A 17901-nucleotide genomic window follows, 5' to 3' on the forward strand; every position below is an offset into this window, starting at 1 on the left:
GAAGGTGTGCTCCCACCCGGAGTGAGTGGGAGTCCGCTTCCTCAGACGAACGAACCTCGAGTTGGACGCACACGCAGCAGAATCAGGCAGGTCAGGAGATGGTGGCGCCATCGGCGGCGGGTTCGGGTTCGTCGAAGACCCCGCCGCCGCATACCCCGGTCTCCGGCAACGTGAGTTCGACGCGGGCGGCGGCGGCGTGGTCGCCGGTCACGGCGGCGGCGGCGCGCTCGCCGAGCGCGGGCAGGCCTTCTCCGCCGAGGGGATTGGGGGTGGCCCAGGTGCCGGAGGCATCGATCACGGCCTGTGCGGTGATCCGATCCTCGGTGCCGTCGGCGCGGCGGATGTGTACCGAGAGGGGTTCGGTGTCGCGGCCGGCGTCGACGACACGGTCCCGGCCCCGCCGGGCCACCCCGACCACCTCGGTCGACAGCTGCACGGTGTCGCCGAGTGCGGCAGCGAGGGGTTGCAGGTAGTTCGCAGTCCAGTCCTGGCCGGTCGGGTACGCCTGGTCGTCCGGCGCCACCCAGCCGGTGGCGTCGAGCAGGCGGCGGGCCGACGGATCGATCAGCTCACCCCAACGGGAGAACAACCGCACGTGATTCCACTGAGCGATCGCCGCACCGGCTATCGGACCGCGGTCGAAGACCAGCGGGGTCAGGCCGCGCTCACGCAACTGGGCCGCGGCAGCGAGGCCGATCGGTCCGGCCCCCACGACGACAACGGGCACAGAGTTCATCTCGGAAGTCCTTTCATCGACATGCATCGATCTTCCCTGCGGAGAGTATCGATACGCGTCGATGAAGGCAACCATCGATGGATATCGATATAGTGGGTGCATGACTGCACAGGACATTCCGGTCGCCAACGTGGTGGATGCGTTGGCGCCGGAGGACGCGGCCACCTATGCCGGGTGGTTCGCCTGCCTGGCCGATCCCACCCGGGTGCGACTGCTGCACCAGGTCGCCTCCCGCCCGGCCGGGATCAACGTGGGCGAGCTGGCCGAGGCTCTGGGCATAGGCCAGCCCACTGTCTCGCACCACGTGCGCAAGCTTGCCGACGTCGGATTCGTCTCGGTCCGCAAGAGCGGAACCAGCACCGTGGTCATGGTCAATCCGGCCTGCTGCACCGGGCTGCCGCACGCCGCCGACGCAGTGATGGGTGTGCTGACCCCGCGCCCCTGCTGCCCGGACGACCTGCCCGGCGACGTCACCGTGCGAACCATGACCGATCAGGACTGGGATGACGTGCGCCGGATCTACGGCGAGGGCATCGCCGCCCGCAACGCCACCTTCACCACCGAGGTCCCCACCCAGGCGACGCTCGATGGACTGTGGCTGCCCGGGCATCGGTGGGTCGCCGAGATCGACGACGTCGTGGTCGGCTGGGCCGCCCTGTCCCCGGTGTCCGGGCGAGCCTGCTACGCCGGGGTGGCCGAGAACTCGATCTACGTCGCCGACGGGATGCGCGGGCGCGGCGTCGGCAAGGCCTTGCTGCGCTCCCAGGTCACCGCCGCCGACGAGGCCGGACTGTGGACCTTGCAGACCTCGATCTTCCCCGAGAATCGGGCCAGCATCGCCCTGCACCACTCCGCCGGATTCCGCACCCTCGGTGTCCGCGAACGCATCGCCCGACTCGACGACATATGGCGCGACACCGTGTTTCTCGAGCGCCGTTCCCCCGTCGTCGGATAATCCTCCGAATCGACTGGGGCACAATATGTCCGAGCATCAACCTGTCGATCGTGCCGCGATCGCCGCGGAGCTCGAACGCGCCCGGAGCGTGCTGCACGAATTACTCGACGGCGCGAGTGCCCCAGATCTCGCGAGGCGTTCGTCCGGAACCCGGTGGACCAACGAGCAATTGCTGTTCCACATGGTCTTCGGCTACATGGTCGCTCGCCGGCTGCTCCTGCTGATCCGGATGTTCTCCCGGTTGCCGGAGGGGGCGAGCCGACGGTTCGCGCACGTGCTCGACGCGGCCACCCCAGCCTTCGACGAGGTCAACTATCGGGGCTCCGCCCTGGCAGCGGTCGTCTACAACCGCCACCGGATGGGCCGCCACTTCGACCGCGTCATCGCTTCGCTGCAACGCTCCCTCGCCCGGCAGACCGATGCAGACCTACAGCGCAGCATGTCCTTTCCGGTGCGCTGGGACCCGTTCTTCACCGAGACCATGACCGTCGAGCAGGTCTTTCGATACCCCGGGAAGCACTTCGACTTCCACCGGCAACAGCTCACTCTCAACTGAACCGGGGCAGCTGCCCGTTGTCGATGGGGATGGTTCATCGATGCGCTGGCGCGCCGGCCCCGCATGATCGACATATACGACACGTAGGAATTCAATTCCTACCGACGTGACGAAATCATGGTGGACAGTTGTTTAATATCAGAATGTGAGAAAAAGCGTCATTAATCGAAACGTTCTGCAGACCCGTGTGCGATAGGCAAAGTAAGCGGAGATCGACGATCCCGTGGTTCACAGAAACAACAGAGAAGAGTATTACTCGCACTCGGCTGACGATCGAGTGATCCAGGACAGGGATTCTCGGCTCCCACCGGTAGCCGAGAATTCACACCCTGAACAGGGGTAATACGCCTCCGCAAGTGTGTCGTAGGAACATTTGACAGATCGGTGGCGCGATCTCGGGAGAAAACTGACAATTCCGCTGCAGGAGTCGGGGATTATCGAATGAGGTGAGCATTATGAAAAACAAATTCGCTGTGCGATCGGCAGTCGTGGCCGCCGTCATCGCTCCCACCCTGGTTTTCGCGGGCGGCACTCCCGCCACGGCGGCACCAACACTGAGCGCGGGCATATCCGGTCAGGTGAAGGTCGACGTTCCGACCGGTGAAAGCTGGACGTGCTTCGCATTCGACTCGAACTTCACTTTCAAGACGGGTGCCTTCGCGGCGGGTCTCGGTACGCTCGACGGATTCGCGACGGGATCGAACGTGACCGCGTTCTGCTTCGGCAACATGGCCCCGTTCTTCTTCTCGGGCAGTGTGAAAGTCACCTAGACCGGAACCCTTTCGCCGCATCGAACGTGCCCTCGGCAGTATGTTGGAGACATGAAGGCCTTACTCGCCCTTCTGTCTCTGCTGCTCGCCGTCGTGGTGGGCTGCTCCGGCGATGACAGCACACCGTCGGCGGGCAGTGACACGTCCGCCACCAAGATCGAGGTCGGCGGCGGCGACGCGTTGCAGTGGGGAGATGGCGAGTACGGAGTGGTGCTGGCCCACGGTGCCGTCTTCGACGCCGCCAGCTGGGAAGACCAGGCCTCGGCGATCGCCAACCAGGGTGCCACTGTTATCGCCGTCGAGGACATCACGCCGGAGTCGATCGCGGCCACCGTCGCCAGCCTCATCGACAATGGGCACCCCGACGTCGCGCTGGTGGGCGGAAGCGCGGGCGCCGACGCCATCCTGCAACTGGCCTCGCAGCAGCCCGACCTTCCCGACCAGCTGGTGCTGCTCTCCCCGAATCGGGTGGTCGACGGCCTCGGCAGTGAGCCCAAGCTGTTCATCGCCAGCGAGGACGAGCCCGTCGCCGGCGTGTCGCAGCAACTCGCCGACGGCTCACCGGGCGCCGACAACAAAGTGATCCTTCTGCCGGGCTCCGCCCACGGGCAGAACATCTTCGACGGTGAGAACGCTGACGCGGCAATGGACGCAATCCTCCAACGACTGGCCAACTGAGGACCGAATTGCCGTGTCAACTCGCCGGAGCGGCCGCGCCGAGTCCGCGAACACGTCACAATGAGGGGCGTGATCATTCCCGATATTCGCCCCGCAATCGTTCACACCGGGGTTCGGATACTGCTGGGCCGCACCAAACTCCGCACGGCCGAGGACACGCGGCGCGACGTCCACGCGACGACGCTGCGGCCGGCCTCGTTCAACCCGCCACCATCTCCGCTCCTGCGCGGGGTGCGGCTGTCCGCCGACCGCACCGGCGGATTTCCCGTGTTCACCGTCGAACCGGACAACGGGCGATACGGAAAGACTGTGGTCGACTTCCACGGCGGTGCCTATGTCCGCGAAATAACGTCCTTCCACTGGCTGTTCGCGCGCACCATCACCGCGGCGGCATCGGTCCGGCTTCTGCTACCGATCTACCCCCTCGCCCCGCACCGGACGGCCGCCCGCACCGTCGTAGATGCGGCCGACCTCGTCGAATCGGCAATCTCCGCCCGAGGCGCCGACAACGTGGCGGTGATCGGCGATTCCGCCGGTGGCGGGCTCGCGGTCGCCGCAGCGCAGGAACTCAAACGGAGGGGCGTACCACAGCCGTCGCGGCTGATCCTTGTCGCCCCGTGGCTGGACGCCACCATGAGCGACCCCACCCAAGCCACCATCGAGAAGCGCGACATCCTCCTCGCGCGCGGAGGACTGGAAGAAGCCGGCCGACTCTACGCGGGAGACCTCGAGGTCACCGACTGGCGCGTCAGCCCCCTCTTCGGCGACCTCACCGGCCTCGCGCCCATGAGCGTATACACCGGCACCCACGACATTCTCGTCACCGACTCCCGCGCGCTCACTCAGCGAGCACGCGAGGCCGGCACGACAGTCGACTACATCGAGGAGATCGGGATGCAGCACGACTACGCACTCTTCCCCCTGATCCGTCAGGCACGTGCCGCCCGCGAAGACATCGTCCGCATACTGCAAGCGTAACCACCGAAGAGATAGAACACGTGTCAGATCTTCCGCCCGCGACACCTCCCGCTGTAGCATTCGGGGATGAGTCGAGTAGGTAGCTACAGTGACGATGACGTGGCAGGTTGGCTGTCGATCTCACCCGAGCTGGGTGGTGCGCTCGGCGCTTTCACGGACGCCGTGTACAACCGGAACCGGTTACCGTTACGGGTCCGGGAGATCGCGCGGATGGCGGTCGCGGAGGCCAATGAGTGCGCCGTGTGCCTCGGCACCCGCGACAGGAGTGGCGCCGATGCGGGGATCGACGAGCACTTCTACGATCACGTTCTCGAGTGGGAGTCGTGGCCCGGGTACAGCGCCGAGGAGCGGACGGCGGCGGAGTTCGCCCACCGGTTCGCCACCGATCACACGGCGCTCCGCGACGACGAAGACTTCTGGGAGCGGTGTCACGAGCAGTTCACCGACGAGATCCTGACGGACCTGGCGCTCTCGTGCGCGTTGTGGCTGGGGACGGGCCGGGTACTGCGGGTGCTCGACATCGGTCAGACGTGCAAGCTCACGCTCTGAGCACTCCGGTTCTCATTCCCACTCCCGCTTCGGCAGGACGTCCTCCATGAACCTGCGCAACGCGGGGTTCCGGTTGTCCGACCGCCAGGCGGCGTTCATCTGGACGGGCCGGTCGCGGACGGCGGAGACGGGACGGAACACGACCCCCTCCGGGTGCATCGTCTGCGCGGATTCGGGCACGAGGGCCATGCCGAGCCCGGACCGGACGAGCACCAGCATGGTGTGCACCTGCGTGACATACTGGACGTAGCGCGGAGAGGCGCCGACGATCGTGAACGTGCTGATGAGCAGTTCGTGGAAGTACCGCGCATCGACGGGCGAATACATGACGACGGGCTGATCGTCGAAGTCCTCCACGGCCAGCTGCTCGGCGTCGGCGAGGGGGTGATCGGCGGGCAGCGCGGCGACGAGCCGTTCGTGGTGGATGGGGCGCGTGTCGATGCCGGGGCGGGTGAGGATCGGGCGGATCAGCCCGAGGTCCAGTTCACCGCTGATCAACGATTCGATCTGCACGGAGGTGACCATTTCCCGCAGAACGACTTTCACGTCCGGGAGTCTGTCCCGGGCGGCCTCGAGCAACCTCGGCAGCACCGCGTGCGCGGACGCGCCGGTGAATCCGACGACGACGGTGCCGAGGTCACCGGCCGGGACGCGCCGCACCGTCAGTGCGGCACTCTCCGACAGGCTCAGGATGCGCCGGGCGTCAGGCAGGAACGCGGTACCGGCGGCGGTGAGGGTGACGGATCGGCTGGTGCGGTCGATCAACTGCACGCCGAGTTCGCTTTCGAGTTGCTGGATCTGACGGCTCAGCGGCGGCTGCGTCATGTGCAGGCGTTCGGCGGCGCGACCGAAGTGCAGTTCCTCCGCGACGGCGATGAAACACGACAGCCGCGCGAGGGAGAACATTCGATCCACTCCTTTGCCTCGGGGTGGACTCAATGTATCCCACCCCGAAGGCGCCGACCGAGACCGCGGTCGGCGCCTCCGATGAGACAGTTACCAGCGAGGGCAGGTGTTCTCGAACGTCGGATCCACCGACTGCATGTATCCGGTGTCGTCGCGGTCGCGCACCCCGCAGTCGAGGTACTGCTGGTGCAGGGCGGCGAGGGCGTCCTCGTCGATCTCCACACCGAGACCCGGCGTCGTCGGCACCGGGACCGCGCCGTCGACGAACTTCAGCACACCGGGCTTGACGACGTCCTCGGTCTTCCACGGCCAGTGCGTGTCACACGCGTACGTGAGGTTCGGTGTGGCGCCGGCGAGGTGCACCATCGCGGCCAGGCTGATGCCGAGATGCGAGTTGGAGTGCATCGACAGGCCCAGACCGAAGTTGTCGCAGATACCGGCGAGCAACCGCGACCGCTGCAGGCCACCCCAGTAGTGGTGATCCGACAGCACGACCTGGACCGAATCCTTCCGCACCGCGGGCTCGAGCTGATCGAATGCGACGACGCACATGTTCGTGGCCAGCGGCATCTTCGCCTCCCGCGCGACCTCGGCCATGCCGTCGAGGCCCGGCGTCGGGTCCTCGAGGTATTCGACGATGCCGTCGAGTTCCGACGCGACCCTGATCGACGTGTCGACGGTCCACGCGGCGTTGGGGTCGAGACGTAGCGGCAGGTCGGGGAACGCGGCGCGCAGCGCCTTGATGCCGGCGATCTCCTCGTCCGGCGAGAACACGCCGCCCTTGACCTTGATGGCCTCGAAGCCGTACTCGCCGATCATCTTCTGCGCCTGACGGACCAGACCGTCGGGGTCGATCGCCTCGCCCCATTCGTCGGGTTCGGCGCCGGGGTGCCCGGCCCACTTGTAGAACAGGTAGGCGCTGAACGGGACGGCGTCGCGCACCTTGCCGCCGAGCAGATCGGAGACCGGCCGGCCGAGGGCCTTGCCCTGCACGTCGAGGCACGCCACCTCGAACGGGGAGAACACGCGGTCGGTGGTGCTGGCCGTGGTGATCATGCCCGCGACACCGTCACCGCCCGTGACGGTCAGGGTCGCGACCTTCTCGTCGATCGCCGCGCGAATCGCGTTGAGCGCGAACACGTCCAGCCCGACGATCGCCTCGGCGGCCGCCTCGAGCCGGAGGAGGTGGGCTGTGTCGGCGTAGGTTTCACCGAGGCCGACGAGCCCGCCGTCCGTGTCGAGCTGAATGATCGCACGCAGCGCGTAGGGCTGGTGCACGCCGACGGTGTTGAGGAGCGGCGGGTCGACGAACGCGACGGGAGTGATCCGCGCGCCGGTGATCCGGATGTGTGCGGCAGCCATCAGACTGCCGCCTGCACAGCCAGGGCGTCGGCGAGCACGGCGCGGCCGGCCGCGGTGATCTGCGCGAGTTCGAGCAGGTGGGCCTCGCTCGTCGGAACGAGCGGCGGCCGCACCGACCCGGCGTCGATACCTTCCATCGCGACACCCGACTTGATCAGCGACACCGCGTATCCGGGCACCTGGTCGCGCAGGCGCACCAGGGGGTGGAAGAAGTCGCGGAGCAGCGCGTCGGTGAGTTCCTCGTTGCCGGATTCGAGCGCCTCGTAGAACCCGAGAGCGAGTTCGGGCGCGAACGCGAACGTCGCGGACGAGTACAGCGTGACGCCGATCGCGCGGTACGCCTGCTGGGTGACCTCGGCGGTGGGCATGCCGTTGAAGAACAGGAACGGCTTGCCGGACGGGGCGAGCGCATCCTTCACAGCACGCACGATGCGGCCCACCTTGTCGAGATCACCGGTGCCGTCCTTGAACCCGACCACGGTCGGGAACTGCGCGACCTCCACGGCGGCCGCCTCGTCGAACCGGGCGTTACCGCGGTTGTAGACGACGAGCGGGAGATCGGTGGTGTCGGCGACCGCGCGGGTGTACTCCACCAGACCGGCCTGCGGCATCGTCACCAGGTACGGCGGGAGCAGCAGGATGCCGTCGGCGCCGTTCTCCTTCGCGCTGGCGGCGAATTCCTTGGCCTGCTGCACCGAGCCGCCGGCCCCGGCGAACACGGGGACGCGTCCGGCGACGACCTCGGTGGCCCTGGCGACGATCTTGCCGAACTCCTCCAGCCCGAGTGCGTGGAATTCGCCGGTGCCGCAGGCGATGAAGACGCCTCCGGGGCCGGCGTCGACACCCTTGGCAACGTGCTCGGCGAGCCGGTCGTAGTCGACGTCGCCGGATGCGGTGAACGGGGTGACGGGGAAGAACAAGACGCCGTCGAGCATGGGGAACTCCTTCACGAAGGGAAAATCAGGCTTGGGTGAGTCGGCCGTCGATGCGACGCCACAACTGGTCGGGGTTGCCGTCGGCGATGGCGGCGGGGAGCAGCGAGCTCGGAACATCTTGGTAGGCAACGGGACGCAGGAACCGTTCGATCGCCAGCGAGCCGACGGACGTGGTACGCGAGTCGGAGGTCGCGGGATGCGGGCCACCGTGCACCATCGCGTGGCCGACCTCGACCCCGGTGGGCCAGCCGTTGAACAGGATCCGGCCGGCCTTGAGCTCGAGGACGGGCAGCAGCCGTCCGGCCTCGTCGAGATCGGCGTCGTCGACGTGGACGGTCGCGGTCAACTGGCCTTCCAGCTGCGCCGCCACGGCACGCACCTGCTCGGCGTCGCGGCACTTGACGATCAGACTGGACGAACCGAATACCTCTTGCTGCAACACCTCCGAACCCAGGAACGTGTCGGCGTCGCTGCTGAACAGGGCGGCCCGGCACGAATTGGGAGCGTCGGACTCGACGCCGCGGGCCTCCACGGTGGCCGCACCCTCGAGGGCGGCGACACCGTCGGCGTAGGAGCCGGCGATGACCGGAGTGAGCATCGGCGTCGGCACCGCCTCGGCGACCGCGGCATTCGCGGCCGCGACGAACTCGGCGAGTCCGGGACCGTCGACGGCGATGACGAGTCCGGGGTTGGTGCAGAACTGGCCGGACCCGAGCGTCAGCGACCCGACGAACGCGCGGCCGAGGTCGGCGCCGCGGGTGGCGAGGGCGTTCTCGAGAAGGAATACCGGGTTGATCGAACTCATCTCGGCGTACACCGGGATGGGTTCCGGACGTCCGGCGGCAGCGGCGACCAGAGCGGTTCCACCGGAACGGGATCCGGTGAATCCGACGGCCTTGATGCGCGGGTCGGTGACCAGTGCAGTGCCGAGCCCCCGGCCCGAGCCGAACAGCAGGGAGAACGTGCCCGCAGGCATGCCGGTGCTCGTGACCGCGTCGGCGATGGCGCGGCCGACGAGTTCGGAGGTGCCGGGGTGCGCGTCGTGAGCCTTCACGACGACCGGGCAGCCCGCAGCCAGCGCGGACGCGGTGTCGCCGCCGGCAACGGAGAAGGCGAGGGGGAAGTTGCTCGCACCGAACACCGCGACGGGTCCGAGCGGCACCTTCCGCTGCCGGATGTCGGCACGGGGCAGGGGCGTCCGGTCGGGCAACGCGGGATCGATGCGGGCACCGTTCCAGCCGCCGTCACGCAGCACGCCGGCGAACAGCCGCAGCTGTCCGGACGTGCGGCCCACCTCACCGGTGATACGGCCCTGGGGAAGTCCGGATTCGGCGCAGGCCCGTGCGATGAGCGTCTCGCCGAGGGCCTCGATGTTGTCGGCGATCGCCTCGAGGAACTGGGCGCGCTTATCGCTGCTCGTTGCGCGGAACGGCGCGAACGCCTCGGCGGCGGCGGCGCAGGCGGCGTCGACGTCTCGTTCGTCACCGTGCGCGAAGCCCGGTTCCAGCCGGCCGTCGGTGGTGGGGTCGATGCCGTGGATCGTCGTGCCGGAACCCTGGACGGGCTTCCCTGCGATGATCATCTGTCCGGTCACGTCGGTCCGGTTCACCGTTGCTGTCATGATTCAGTCCTCGAGTTCTCGTCTGCGTTTCGTATGTGCCGGTGAGAGGTCACTTGGCTGCCACGGTGGGCTCGTCGGAGCCCACCTCTGGCAGGTCGGCGACGTCGTCGATGTCTTCCTTGTCGCGCCGGAAGTACGTCACCGCCGCGGCGGCGGCCAGGGCGAAGAGCGACAACACGACGAGGCCGATCGTCACCGTGCCGGTCTGCTCCTTGATCACTCCGAAGCCGAACGGGGCCACGAAGCCACCCAGGTTGCCCAGCGAGTTGATGATCGCGATCGCCGGCGCCAGCACCATCGGGTGGAGTGTGCGCTGCGGAATGGACCAGAACAGCGGGCTCGCGCTCTTGAATCCCATCGTCGCGACGCACAGCAGCGGAAGCGCCAGCCAGGGCGTGACGAACGCGGCGGCCATCGTGCCGATACCGCCGATGAGCAGCGCGGCGACGAGGTAGGGCTTGTGCCGTCCGGTGCGGTCGGCGGAGCGGTTGGAGTAGTACATCGCGAAGATCGCGCAGATCCACGGCAGCGAGGAGAGCAGCCCGACGGTGACGTCGGTGGTGCCCGGGATGCGGCGGATGATCGACGGGAGCCAGAACGTGTTGGCGTAGATCGCCATGGTGATCGCGAAGAAGATGCCGCAGCACACCAGGATCCGCGGCTGCAGGAGCAGCTTCCAGCGCGAGCCCGACTCGCCGCGCTTCGCGGACGCCTCGCTGCGCAGCACGTCCTCCTCGGCGATGACGGCCTGCAGGTCGTGCTTCTCCGGGCCGGTGAGCCACTTCGCGTCGTCGATCTTCGAGTCGAGCAGGCGGTAGGCGATGCATCCGACGACGACGGACAGCAGTCCCTCCAGCGCGAACATCCACTGCCAGCCGTGATGTCCGCCGAGTCCGTCGAGGGACAGCAGCGGTCCGGACAGCGGTCCCGAGATGGCGGCCGCGATGGAGGATCCGGCGATGAACAGTGCCGTGGCGCGGCTGCGGTGGTTGTTCGGCAGCCACCGGGTGAAGTAGAAGAAGCCGGCCTCGGCGACACCGAGGAGGAACCGCAGGGCGTAGAACATCTCCGGGCCGTTGACGAACGCCATCGCCGCGGACACCAGGCCCCACGAAATCATGATGCGGGTGAGCCACACCTTGGCGCCGAACTTCTCCATGAGCACGTTCGACGGCAGTTCGAAGATTGCATAGGCGATGAAGAAGACACCCGCACCGAAGCCGTACGCCGCAGCACCGATTCCCACGTCCGCCTCGAGATGCGTCTGCGCGTAGCCGATGTTGGATCTGTTGAGCTGGTTGCAGATGAGCATGACGATGAACAGCGGGACGACGCGACGGAAGATCTTGGAGACCGCGCTGTCGACTGCCGGGGAAACGGCGAGGGGGAGGGTCATCGGTGACTCCTCTCTGTGTGCTGGCGCTGGTGGTGCGGGGAACGTTGGAGGACTCCGATCACGCCCGGCTACCAGGCGTGACCTGAGTCATAGGAATCACGCTAGAGGCATGTTCGATACATGTCCAAGTCAAAGATTCTCGTTATCGATGCCGAAGTTGAATCGACGTGGTTCCTGTAGTTTTCCTACGGTGAGCGCCGACGCAGTCACCTTCGAGTTCGTCCGCACGACCCGCGAATTCTTCCCCCAACTGCAACGATGGCTCCGCGAACCGCACGTCGCGCGGTTCTGGAACCACGACACCGCGGACGCCGACATCGAGCGCGACTTCGGCGGCAGCATCGACGGCACCGAACCCTGCGAGGACTTCCTCGTCCTGCGCGACGGCGTGCCCTTCGGATTCATCCAGCGGTACCGGATCGCGGACTACCCCGAGGACCTCGCGCTCCTCACGGCCCTCGTCGAGATCCCGCCGGGAAGCATCTCCATCGACTACTACGTCGGCGACCCGCAACACACCGGACAGGGACTGGGAACCGCGATGATCAGCGCGTTCGTCGCCAAGTGCCGCGCCGACCTACCCGACGCCACCGCGATCGTCGTCCCCGTCGTCGTCCCCAACCGGGCGTCGTGGCGCGCGCTCGAGAAGGCCGGCTTCCGCCGCGTCGGCGAGGGCTACCTGCCGCCGGACAACCCCATCGACGACGGCGCCCACTACATCAGCAGGCTCGATCTGGACGAGTTCCGGCCGATTCAGCCGGCGTCGCCCGACCGCTGAGCGCGCCAGCGGCTCGGGCTGCACCCGAACCGCCCGCTGAACCAGCGCGAGAAGTTACTGGGCGCCGAGAACGCCAGCACGTCCGCGATCTCGGTGAGACTCAGGCGGGGATTCGCGACCATCCGTTCGGCGAGTTCGACGCGGGTCGCGTCGAGGACGGTCGAGAACGTCTCCCCACTCTCGGCGAGGCGGCGATGCACCGTTCGCCGGTCGACCCCCAGACTGCGAGCCACTTGCTCGACGGAACAGCGGCCCGTCGGCAGCAGTAGTTCGATCAGCTCGCGGACCCGGCTCACGATCGTCACGTCATCCGACGGCTCCCAGGACTCGAGGAGTTGCTGGGTGTAGCGACGGAGCAGTGGATCGGACATCTTGTTCGGCTCAGCCAGGTCGCCGGCATCGATGACGATGCCTGCGAACTCGTGGTCGAAGTTCACCACCGGTCCGAACAGACGCCGGTGGGTCGCCGCGTCCACCGGAGCCGGATGAGGGAAGCAGACGGCGAGCGGTTTCCAGCCGCCCCCGAGGAAGCCGCGCAGCAGCCGGTGCAGCACTCCGACCGCCAGTTCCACCGACTGCCGTGTCTCGGTTGCCTCCCCCACGTCCAGTTCGACGCGCAACGTCGCGAGACCGTTCGACTCGGACATCCGCGTCTGCAACGCCTCGTTGTACGTGTGCGTGTACCGCGTGAGCACGCGCAGGGCGCTGCGGACGTCGGGCTCCTCGCGCACGACGAGGCTGAGCGGGCCGAGGTTGGAGAACTGCCGGCGCTCGGCGAGGCGCACCCCGAAGTCTGCGTGCCCGGACGCCTCCACCGACTGCTCGAGCAGGTGCGCGATCGCCGCGGCCGGGATCCATCGGTCTTGCAGTGCGAGGCCGGACGGATCAAGGCCGGCGGACCTCATCAACGGCACCGGATCGACGCCGAGCGACCGGCACAGCTCGAGGTATCCGTTCAGCGACGCGTAGCGCGCAAGGGGTTTCATGCCACCTCCAATGCCCTGTCCCGAAATGATAGGCCGTCTGTCCCGTCAGGATAAGCAATCGACCGGGTGCGCCCGTACTGTTAGGTGCATCACAGAAGCGGTCGGAGAGGTGATCCGCCACACCGGGCCACCCCTGCCCCGCCCGACCGCGACCGGTCCGGCGGCGGCACCGCACCGATCATCACATCGAAGGAGAAATACTGTGGCACAGGCTGTTCGGTTCTACGAGCACGGCGCTCCGGAAGTCATGAAGTGGGAGAACGTCGAGGTCGGGGAGCCCGGGCCCCACGGGGTGCGGATCCGGCACGAAGCCGTCGGACTGAACTTCGCCGACACCTACTTCCGCACCGGCCTGTACCCGGCCGAGTTGCCCGCGGGCATGGGAGTGGAGGCGGCCGGTGTCGTCGAGGAAGTCGGCTCCGGCGTGACCCACGTGCAGGTCGGCGACCGCGTCACCTACACGGGCAGCCCCCTCGGCGCCTACAGCACCGAACGCGTGATGCCGGCCGCACCGCTGATCCCGCTGCCCGAAGCGATCCGCTTCGACACCGCGGCCGCGATGACAATGCGCGGTCTGACCACGGCCTACCTGCTGCGGCGCATCCACCCGCTGAAGGCGGGCGACACCGTGCTCCTGCACGCCGCGGCCGGCGGCGTCGGCCTGATCTTCACGCAGTGGGCAAAGTTGCTGGGCATCAACGTGATCGGCACCGTGTCCACCGACGAGAAGGCCGCGATCGCTCGCGCCCACGGGTGTGAGCACGTGATCGTCTACACCCGGGAGAACGTCGCCGAGCGGGTTCGGGAAATCACCGACGGTGCCGGCGTCCCCGTCGTGTACGACAGCATCGGCGAGTCCACCTTCCACACGTCGCTCGACTGCCTCGCCCGGCGCGGACTGCTGGTGTGCTTCGGAACGGCCTCCGGACCGATTCCTCCGATCAACGCGATGCAGTTGGCTGTCAAGGGTTCACTGTTCGTCACCCGACCCGCGCTCGCCGACTACATCGCCGACCCGGCGGAGCGCGCCGAACTCGCCGGTGAACTCTTCGGGCACGTCGAGGCCGGCCGGATCCGGATCGAGATCAACCAGAGCTACGGGCTCGAGGACGCCGTCCAGGCGCACCACGATCTCGAATCCGGCCGCAGCATCGGCTCCTCCGTGTTCCGACTCTGACAGCGCGCCACCACATTCACCCCGACGGAGACACCACCATGACCGACACCGCGCAACTGACCTACTCGCCCGAACCGCCCACGATCCTCTCCCCTTCCGGATCCTTCCGATTCGCACCGCTCACCTGCTCGATCGGCGCCGAACTGTTCGACGTGAACCTCGGTGACGCCGCCCGCGACGACGCCCTGTTCGCCGAACTGCGGGAACTGCTGCTCGAGTACAAGGTTTTGTTCCTCCGCGACCAGGACATGTCCCGCGCCGAGCACGTGGCGCTGGCCGAACGGTTCGGCCCGCTCGAGGACCACCCCGCCGTAGGGAGCGACCCCGACCACCCGGGGCTGGTGCAAATCTACAAGGACCTCGACAGCCCGGCCGAGCACTACGAGAACGCCTTTCACTGCGACGCCACCTGGCGGGAGAACCCGCCGATGGGCTGCGTGCTCCGCTGCGTGGAGACGCCCCCGATCGGCGGAGACACCATCTGGGTGAACATGGCCCTGGCGTACGAGAAGCTTCCCGAGCAGGTCAAGAAGCAGATCGACGGACTCCGCGCCCGGCACAGCATCGAGGCGTCCTTCGGTGCCGCGCAGCCGCCGGAACAGCGGCACGCGCTGCACGAGAGGTTCCCCGACGCCGAGCACCCCGTGGTGCGCACGCACCCCGACACCGGCGAAAAGATCTTGTTCGTCAACGCTTTCGCGACTCACTTCGTCAATTACCACACCCCGGAGAACATCCGGTACGGCATCGACTACGCGCCCGGCAGCAGCAACCTGCTCAACTACCTGATCAGCCAGGCGTCGATTCCCGAGTACCAGGTGCGGTGGCGGTGGACGAAGAACAGCGTCGCGATCTGGGACAACCGGTCCACCCAGCACTACGCGGTCCAGGACTACTGGCCCGCCGTCCGCAAGATGGAGCGCGCCGGCATCATCGGCGACCGGCCCTTCTGAATTACTCACTGCCCCTTTTCATCAGATCCGATTTCGAACGGAGAACACCATGCACTTCCACGACGACGCCCTCTTCCCCGAGACCCAGGAGAAGCTGGTCATCACCTGTGCCCCGTACGGTCCCGAGTGGGAGCCGGACGACTTCCGCGAAGACCTGCCGCTGACGATGGACGAGCACGTCCAGAAAGCGGTGGACTGCTACGAGGCCGGCGCCACCGTCCTGCACATCCACGTCCGCGAACTCGACGGCAAGGGCTCCAAGCGGCTCTCGAAGTTCAACGAGTTGCTCGCCGGACTCCGCCAGGCGGTGCCGGACATGATCCTGCAGGTCGGCGGATCGATCTCCTTCGCACCCGAAGGCGAAGGGGCGGACGCGAAGTGGCTCTCGGACGACACCCGGCACATGCTGGCCGACCTCGATCCCGCACCCGACCAGGTGACGATCGCGATCAACACCTCTCAGATGAACATCATGGAACTCATGACCGCCGACGACATCGCCGGCACCTCGATGGAGCGGCCCGAGCTCGCCGAGGCGTACCGGGAGATGACGGTCCCGGCAGGCCCCGCGTGGGTCGAGGAGCATCTGCGTCGCCTGCAGGCCGCCGGAATTCAGCCGCACTTCCAGCTCTCGAGCATCCCCCAGCTCGAGACCGTCGAGCGGCTCATCCGGCGGGGCATCTACACCGGCCCGCTCAACCTGACCTGGGTCGGCATCGGCGGCGGCTTCGACGGCCCCAACCCGTACAACATCATGAACTTCATCCAGCGAGTCCCGGACGGCGCCTGCCTGACCCTCGAGACCCTGATGCGCAGCGTGCTGCCGGTCAACGCGATGGCGATCGCGATGGGCCTGCACCCCCGCTGCGGTAACGAAGACACCATCTGGGGACGCAAGGGCGAGAAGATGACCTCCGTCCAGCAGGTCGAGCAGTTGGTCCGCGTCGCCGGTGAACTGGGCCGCGAAGTGGCCACCGGCAAGGAGGCCCGCGACATCTACCGGATCGGCCAGACCTACGCCGATGCCGACGAAACCCTCGCCAAGCTCGGCTACGCGCCCAACCGCCGTCCCGGACAGGTCGGCTTCACCCACCACGCCTGATTTTTCGGCGCCGGGGGATTTGCATCACGCCGGGGAGAGAGCCGGACAGACCGCCGCTCACACGAGCACGGCCGGCTCTCTCCCCCACCCCTTTATCACTCCTGACGGCCATAGGAGGCCTCATGGGACTGCCTGCCACCACCGCCCTGAACACCACCACCCCGAATGCCACCACCGGGAGCACCGCCCCGGCCTCCCGGTCCCGGTTCTATCCGTGGATCGTCTTCGCACTCACCTTCGGTCTGCTGCTGTCGGACTACATGTCCCGGCAGGTCCTCAGTGCCGTCTTCCCGCTCCTCAAAACCGAATGGACGCTGACAGATTCCCAGCTCGCGTCGCTCAGCAGCGTCGTCGCGCTGATGGTCGGACTGCTGACCCTCCCGCTGTCGCTGCTCGCCGACCGGTGGGGTCGCGTGAAGAGCCTCGTCCTGATGGCCGTGCTCTGGAGCATCGCCACACTGCTCTGCGCCGTGGCGAGCAGCTACGAGCAGATGCTCGGAGCCCGCTTCCTGGTCGGCGTCGGTGAAGCCGCCTACGGCAGCGTCGGCATCGCGGTGGTTCTCAGCGTGTTCGCCCCGCGAGTGCACTCCACGCTCAGCGGCGCCTTCATGGGCGGCGGATCGTTCGGGTCCGTGATCGGCGTCGCCCTCGGCGGCGTGATCGCCGTCAACCTCGGCTGGCGCTGGTCGTTCGCCGCCATGGCCGTGTTCGGGCTCATGCTCGTCGCCCTGTTCCGGGCTCTGGTCTCCGAACGCAAACTTGCTCAGCATGCGGCCGACGACGACCCGGCCGACGCACCCGGCCCCGCCGGATTCCGGGCGCCGATCTCGAGCCTGTTCACCACCCCCGCCGTCGTGTTCGCCTACATCGGTGGTGGTCTCCAGATGTTCACCGCAGGTGTGCTTCTGGCGTGGCTGCCGAGCTTCTTCAACCGATCCTATGGTCTCGCACTCGACAAGGCCGGTGCGATGGCCTCGATCTTCGTCCTCCTCGTCGGCAGCGGCATGGTGGTGTGCGGCATCATCACCGACCGCGTGAGCCGCAACGATCCCGCTCGGAAATGGACCACCGCGGTGGTCTTCGGAGTGATCTCCCTCGTCTTCCTCGGTGCCGGGTTCCAGTTGCCGACCGGCACGCCCCAACTGGTCCTGATCGGCATCGGAGCCTTCTTCTCCGCCGGCTCGTCCGGCCCCATCGCCGCGATGGTCGCGAACCTCACGCACTCGTCGGTGCGCGCCTCGGCCTTCGGCACGCTCACTCTGGCGAACAACCTCCTCGGACTGGCACTGGGACCCTTCGTCGTCGGGGTGCTTGCCGACCGCTTCGGGCTCGTCACTGCCTTGCAGATCGCTCCCCTGATCTACATCGTCGCGATCATCGCCCTCGTCCTCGGCAAGCGCGCCTACCCGGCCGGACGCCGCAAGCTCGCCGCCCTCACCACCGCACCCGCCTGATCCACCTCC

At 67.3% G+C, this 17901-nt stretch carries 17 protein-coding genes and 1 pseudogene; 11 read left to right on the plus strand and 7 right to left on the minus strand.

Annotated features, from left to right (window positions below):
• Positions 1 to 157 precede the first annotated feature (157 nt).
• Positions 158 to 736, minus strand: a pseudogene (locus ACNJ7E_RS17370) (FAD-dependent oxidoreductase); the annotation flags it as partial.
• A 100-nt stretch (positions 737 to 836) separates the two neighbouring features.
• Here ACNJ7E_RS17370 and ACNJ7E_RS17375 point away from each other — a divergent pair.
• From ACNJ7E_RS17375 to ACNJ7E_RS17400, 6 genes are all read left to right on the plus strand, one after another.
• Positions 837 to 1691, plus strand: a complete 855-nt coding sequence (locus ACNJ7E_RS17375) for a helix-turn-helix domain-containing GNAT family N-acetyltransferase (RefSeq protein WP_418340529.1) — start codon at positions 837 to 839, stop codon at positions 1689 to 1691.
• Between the two features lie 25 nt (positions 1692 to 1716).
• Positions 1717 to 2247 (plus strand): DinB family protein, encoded by a 531-nt coding sequence (locus ACNJ7E_RS17380; RefSeq protein WP_418340530.1) that lies wholly within the window; start codon positions 1717 to 1719, stop codon positions 2245 to 2247.
• Between the two features lie 455 nt (positions 2248 to 2702).
• The gene (locus ACNJ7E_RS17385; RefSeq protein WP_280782833.1) at positions 2703 to 3017 is read left to right on the plus strand and encodes a hypothetical protein; all 315 of its coding nucleotides are present in this window, start codon (positions 2703 to 2705) and stop codon (positions 3015 to 3017) included.
• Between the two features lie 51 nt (positions 3018 to 3068).
• Positions 3069 to 3695 (plus strand): alpha/beta fold hydrolase, encoded by a 627-nt coding sequence (locus ACNJ7E_RS17390; RefSeq protein WP_280782834.1) that lies wholly within the window; start codon positions 3069 to 3071, stop codon positions 3693 to 3695.
• A 60-nt stretch (positions 3696 to 3755) separates the two neighbouring features.
• Entirely contained in the window at positions 3756 to 4673 is a 918-nt protein-coding gene (locus tag ACNJ7E_RS17395; RefSeq protein WP_280782835.1) for an alpha/beta hydrolase fold domain-containing protein, read from the plus strand.
• Positions 4674 to 4739: 66 nt separating this feature from the next.
• Entirely contained in the window at positions 4740 to 5222 is a 483-nt protein-coding gene (locus ACNJ7E_RS17400; RefSeq protein ID WP_418340531.1) for a carboxymuconolactone decarboxylase family protein, read from the plus strand.
• Positions 5223 to 5234: 12 nt separating this feature from the next.
• Here the strand turns inward: ACNJ7E_RS17400 and ACNJ7E_RS17405 are convergent, their stop codons facing one another.
• From ACNJ7E_RS17405 to ACNJ7E_RS17425, 5 genes are all read right to left on the minus strand, one after another.
• Positions 5235 to 6128 carry a LysR family transcriptional regulator gene (locus ACNJ7E_RS17405; protein WP_280782837.1) on the minus strand — a complete coding sequence of 298 codons (894 nt, stop codon included), beginning with the start codon at positions 6126 to 6128 and terminating at the stop codon, positions 5235 to 5237.
• A gap of 90 nt (positions 6129 to 6218) precedes the next feature.
• Positions 6219 to 7490, minus strand: coding sequence for a glucarate dehydratase family protein (locus tag ACNJ7E_RS17410; protein ID WP_418340532.1), 1272 nt, complete (start codon positions 7488 to 7490; stop codon positions 6219 to 6221).
• The gene (locus ACNJ7E_RS17415; protein WP_280782839.1) at positions 7490 to 8425 is read right to left on the minus strand and encodes a 5-dehydro-4-deoxyglucarate dehydratase; all 936 of its coding nucleotides are present in this window, start codon (positions 8423 to 8425) and stop codon (positions 7490 to 7492) included. Before ACNJ7E_RS17415 ends, ACNJ7E_RS17410 begins: the two co-directional genes overlap by 1 nt.
• Positions 8426 to 8450: 25 nt before the next feature.
• Positions 8451 to 10046, minus strand: a complete 1596-nt coding sequence (locus ACNJ7E_RS17420; protein WP_418340533.1) for an aldehyde dehydrogenase (NADP(+)) — start codon at positions 10044 to 10046, stop codon at positions 8451 to 8453.
• 49 nt (positions 10047 to 10095) lie between these two features.
• On the minus strand, positions 10096 to 11442 hold the full coding sequence (locus ACNJ7E_RS17425) for an MFS transporter (protein WP_418340534.1): 1347 nt from the start codon (positions 11440 to 11442) through the stop codon (positions 10096 to 10098).
• Positions 11443 to 11632: 190 nt separating this feature from the next.
• On the opposite strand from ACNJ7E_RS17425, the gene ACNJ7E_RS17430 reads away from it, so the two are divergent.
• Positions 11633 to 12220: a GNAT family N-acetyltransferase gene (locus ACNJ7E_RS17430; RefSeq protein ID WP_280782842.1), complete on the plus strand. Its 588-nt coding sequence runs from the start codon at positions 11633 to 11635 to the stop codon at positions 12218 to 12220.
• Here the strand turns inward: ACNJ7E_RS17430 and ACNJ7E_RS17435 are convergent.
• A complete protein-coding gene (locus ACNJ7E_RS17435; protein WP_280782843.1) occupies positions 12196 to 13206 on the minus strand; it encodes an AraC family transcriptional regulator in 1011 nt (336 codons plus the stop codon). The genes ACNJ7E_RS17430 and ACNJ7E_RS17435 overlap by 25 nt on opposite strands.
• Before the next feature lie 202 nt (positions 13207 to 13408).
• Between ACNJ7E_RS17435 and ACNJ7E_RS17440 the strand changes: the two genes are divergently transcribed.
• The 4 genes from ACNJ7E_RS17440 to ACNJ7E_RS17455 all read left to right on the plus strand — a co-directional run bounded on the left by ACNJ7E_RS17440 (position 13409) and on the right by ACNJ7E_RS17455 (position 17892).
• Positions 13409 to 14383, plus strand: coding sequence for a quinone oxidoreductase family protein (locus tag ACNJ7E_RS17440; protein ID WP_418340535.1), 975 nt, complete (start codon positions 13409 to 13411; stop codon positions 14381 to 14383).
• A gap of 38 nt (positions 14384 to 14421) precedes the next feature.
• A complete protein-coding gene (locus tag ACNJ7E_RS17445) occupies positions 14422 to 15336 on the plus strand; it encodes a TauD/TfdA dioxygenase family protein (protein ID WP_418340536.1) in 915 nt (304 codons plus the stop codon).
• A gap of 49 nt (positions 15337 to 15385) precedes the next feature.
• Complete coding sequence (locus ACNJ7E_RS17450; protein ID WP_009476856.1) at positions 15386 to 16438, plus strand: beta-keto acid cleavage family enzyme; 1053 nt, start codon at positions 15386 to 15388, stop codon at positions 16436 to 16438.
• Between the two features lie 122 nt (positions 16439 to 16560).
• A complete protein-coding gene (locus ACNJ7E_RS17455) occupies positions 16561 to 17892 on the plus strand; it encodes an MFS transporter (protein WP_418340537.1) in 1332 nt (443 codons plus the stop codon).
• Positions 17893 to 17901 lie beyond the last annotated feature (9 nt).

The organism is Rhodococcus mengyinensis (genome assembly GCF_048381435.1).
In the GTDB taxonomy this organism is placed as follows: domain Bacteria; phylum Actinomycetota; class Actinomycetes; order Mycobacteriales; family Mycobacteriaceae; genus Rhodococcus_F; species Rhodococcus_F opacus_D.

Bases quoted from the DNA above. Each gene is read 5' to 3' on its own strand.
- ACNJ7E_RS17420 (WP_418340533.1), bottom strand. From the start codon at position 10,046: ATGACAGCAACGGTGAACCGGACCGACGTGACCGGACAGATGATCATC.
- ACNJ7E_RS17450 (WP_009476856.1), top strand. From the start codon at position 15,386: ATGCACTTCCACGACGACGCCCTCTTCCCCGAGACCCAGGAGAAGCTG.
- ACNJ7E_RS17455 (WP_418340537.1), top strand. From the start codon at position 16,561: ATGGGACTGCCTGCCACCACCGCCCTGAACACCACCACCCCGAATGCC.
- ACNJ7E_RS17445 (WP_418340536.1), top strand. From the start codon at position 14,422: ATGACCGACACCGCGCAACTGACCTACTCGCCCGAACCGCCCACGATC.
- ACNJ7E_RS17395 (WP_280782835.1), top strand. From the start codon at position 3,756: ATGAGGGGCGTGATCATTCCCGATATTCGCCCCGCAATCGTTCACACC.
- ACNJ7E_RS17385 (WP_280782833.1), top strand. From the start codon at position 2,703: ATGAAAAACAAATTCGCTGTGCGATCGGCAGTCGTGGCCGCCGTCATC.
- ACNJ7E_RS17375 (WP_418340529.1), top strand. From the start codon at position 837: ATGACTGCACAGGACATTCCGGTCGCCAACGTGGTGGATGCGTTGGCG.
- ACNJ7E_RS17380 (WP_418340530.1), top strand. From the start codon at position 1,717: ATGTCCGAGCATCAACCTGTCGATCGTGCCGCGATCGCCGCGGAGCTC.
- ACNJ7E_RS17435 (WP_280782843.1), bottom strand. From the start codon at position 13,206: ATGAAACCCCTTGCGCGCTACGCGTCGCTGAACGGATACCTCGAGCTG.
- ACNJ7E_RS17400 (WP_418340531.1), top strand. From the start codon at position 4,740: ATGAGTCGAGTAGGTAGCTACAGTGACGATGACGTGGCAGGTTGGCTG.
- ACNJ7E_RS17425 (WP_418340534.1), bottom strand. From the start codon at position 11,442: ATGACCCTCCCCCTCGCCGTTTCCCCGGCAGTCGACAGCGCGGTCTCC.
- ACNJ7E_RS17390 (WP_280782834.1), top strand. From the start codon at position 3,069: ATGAAGGCCTTACTCGCCCTTCTGTCTCTGCTGCTCGCCGTCGTGGTG.
- ACNJ7E_RS17410 (WP_418340532.1), bottom strand. From the start codon at position 7,490: ATGGCTGCCGCACACATCCGGATCACCGGCGCGCGGATCACTCCCGTC.
- ACNJ7E_RS17405 (WP_280782837.1), bottom strand. From the start codon at position 6,128: ATGTTCTCCCTCGCGCGGCTGTCGTGTTTCATCGCCGTCGCGGAGGAA.
- ACNJ7E_RS17415 (WP_280782839.1), bottom strand. From the start codon at position 8,425: ATGCTCGACGGCGTCTTGTTCTTCCCCGTCACCCCGTTCACCGCATCC.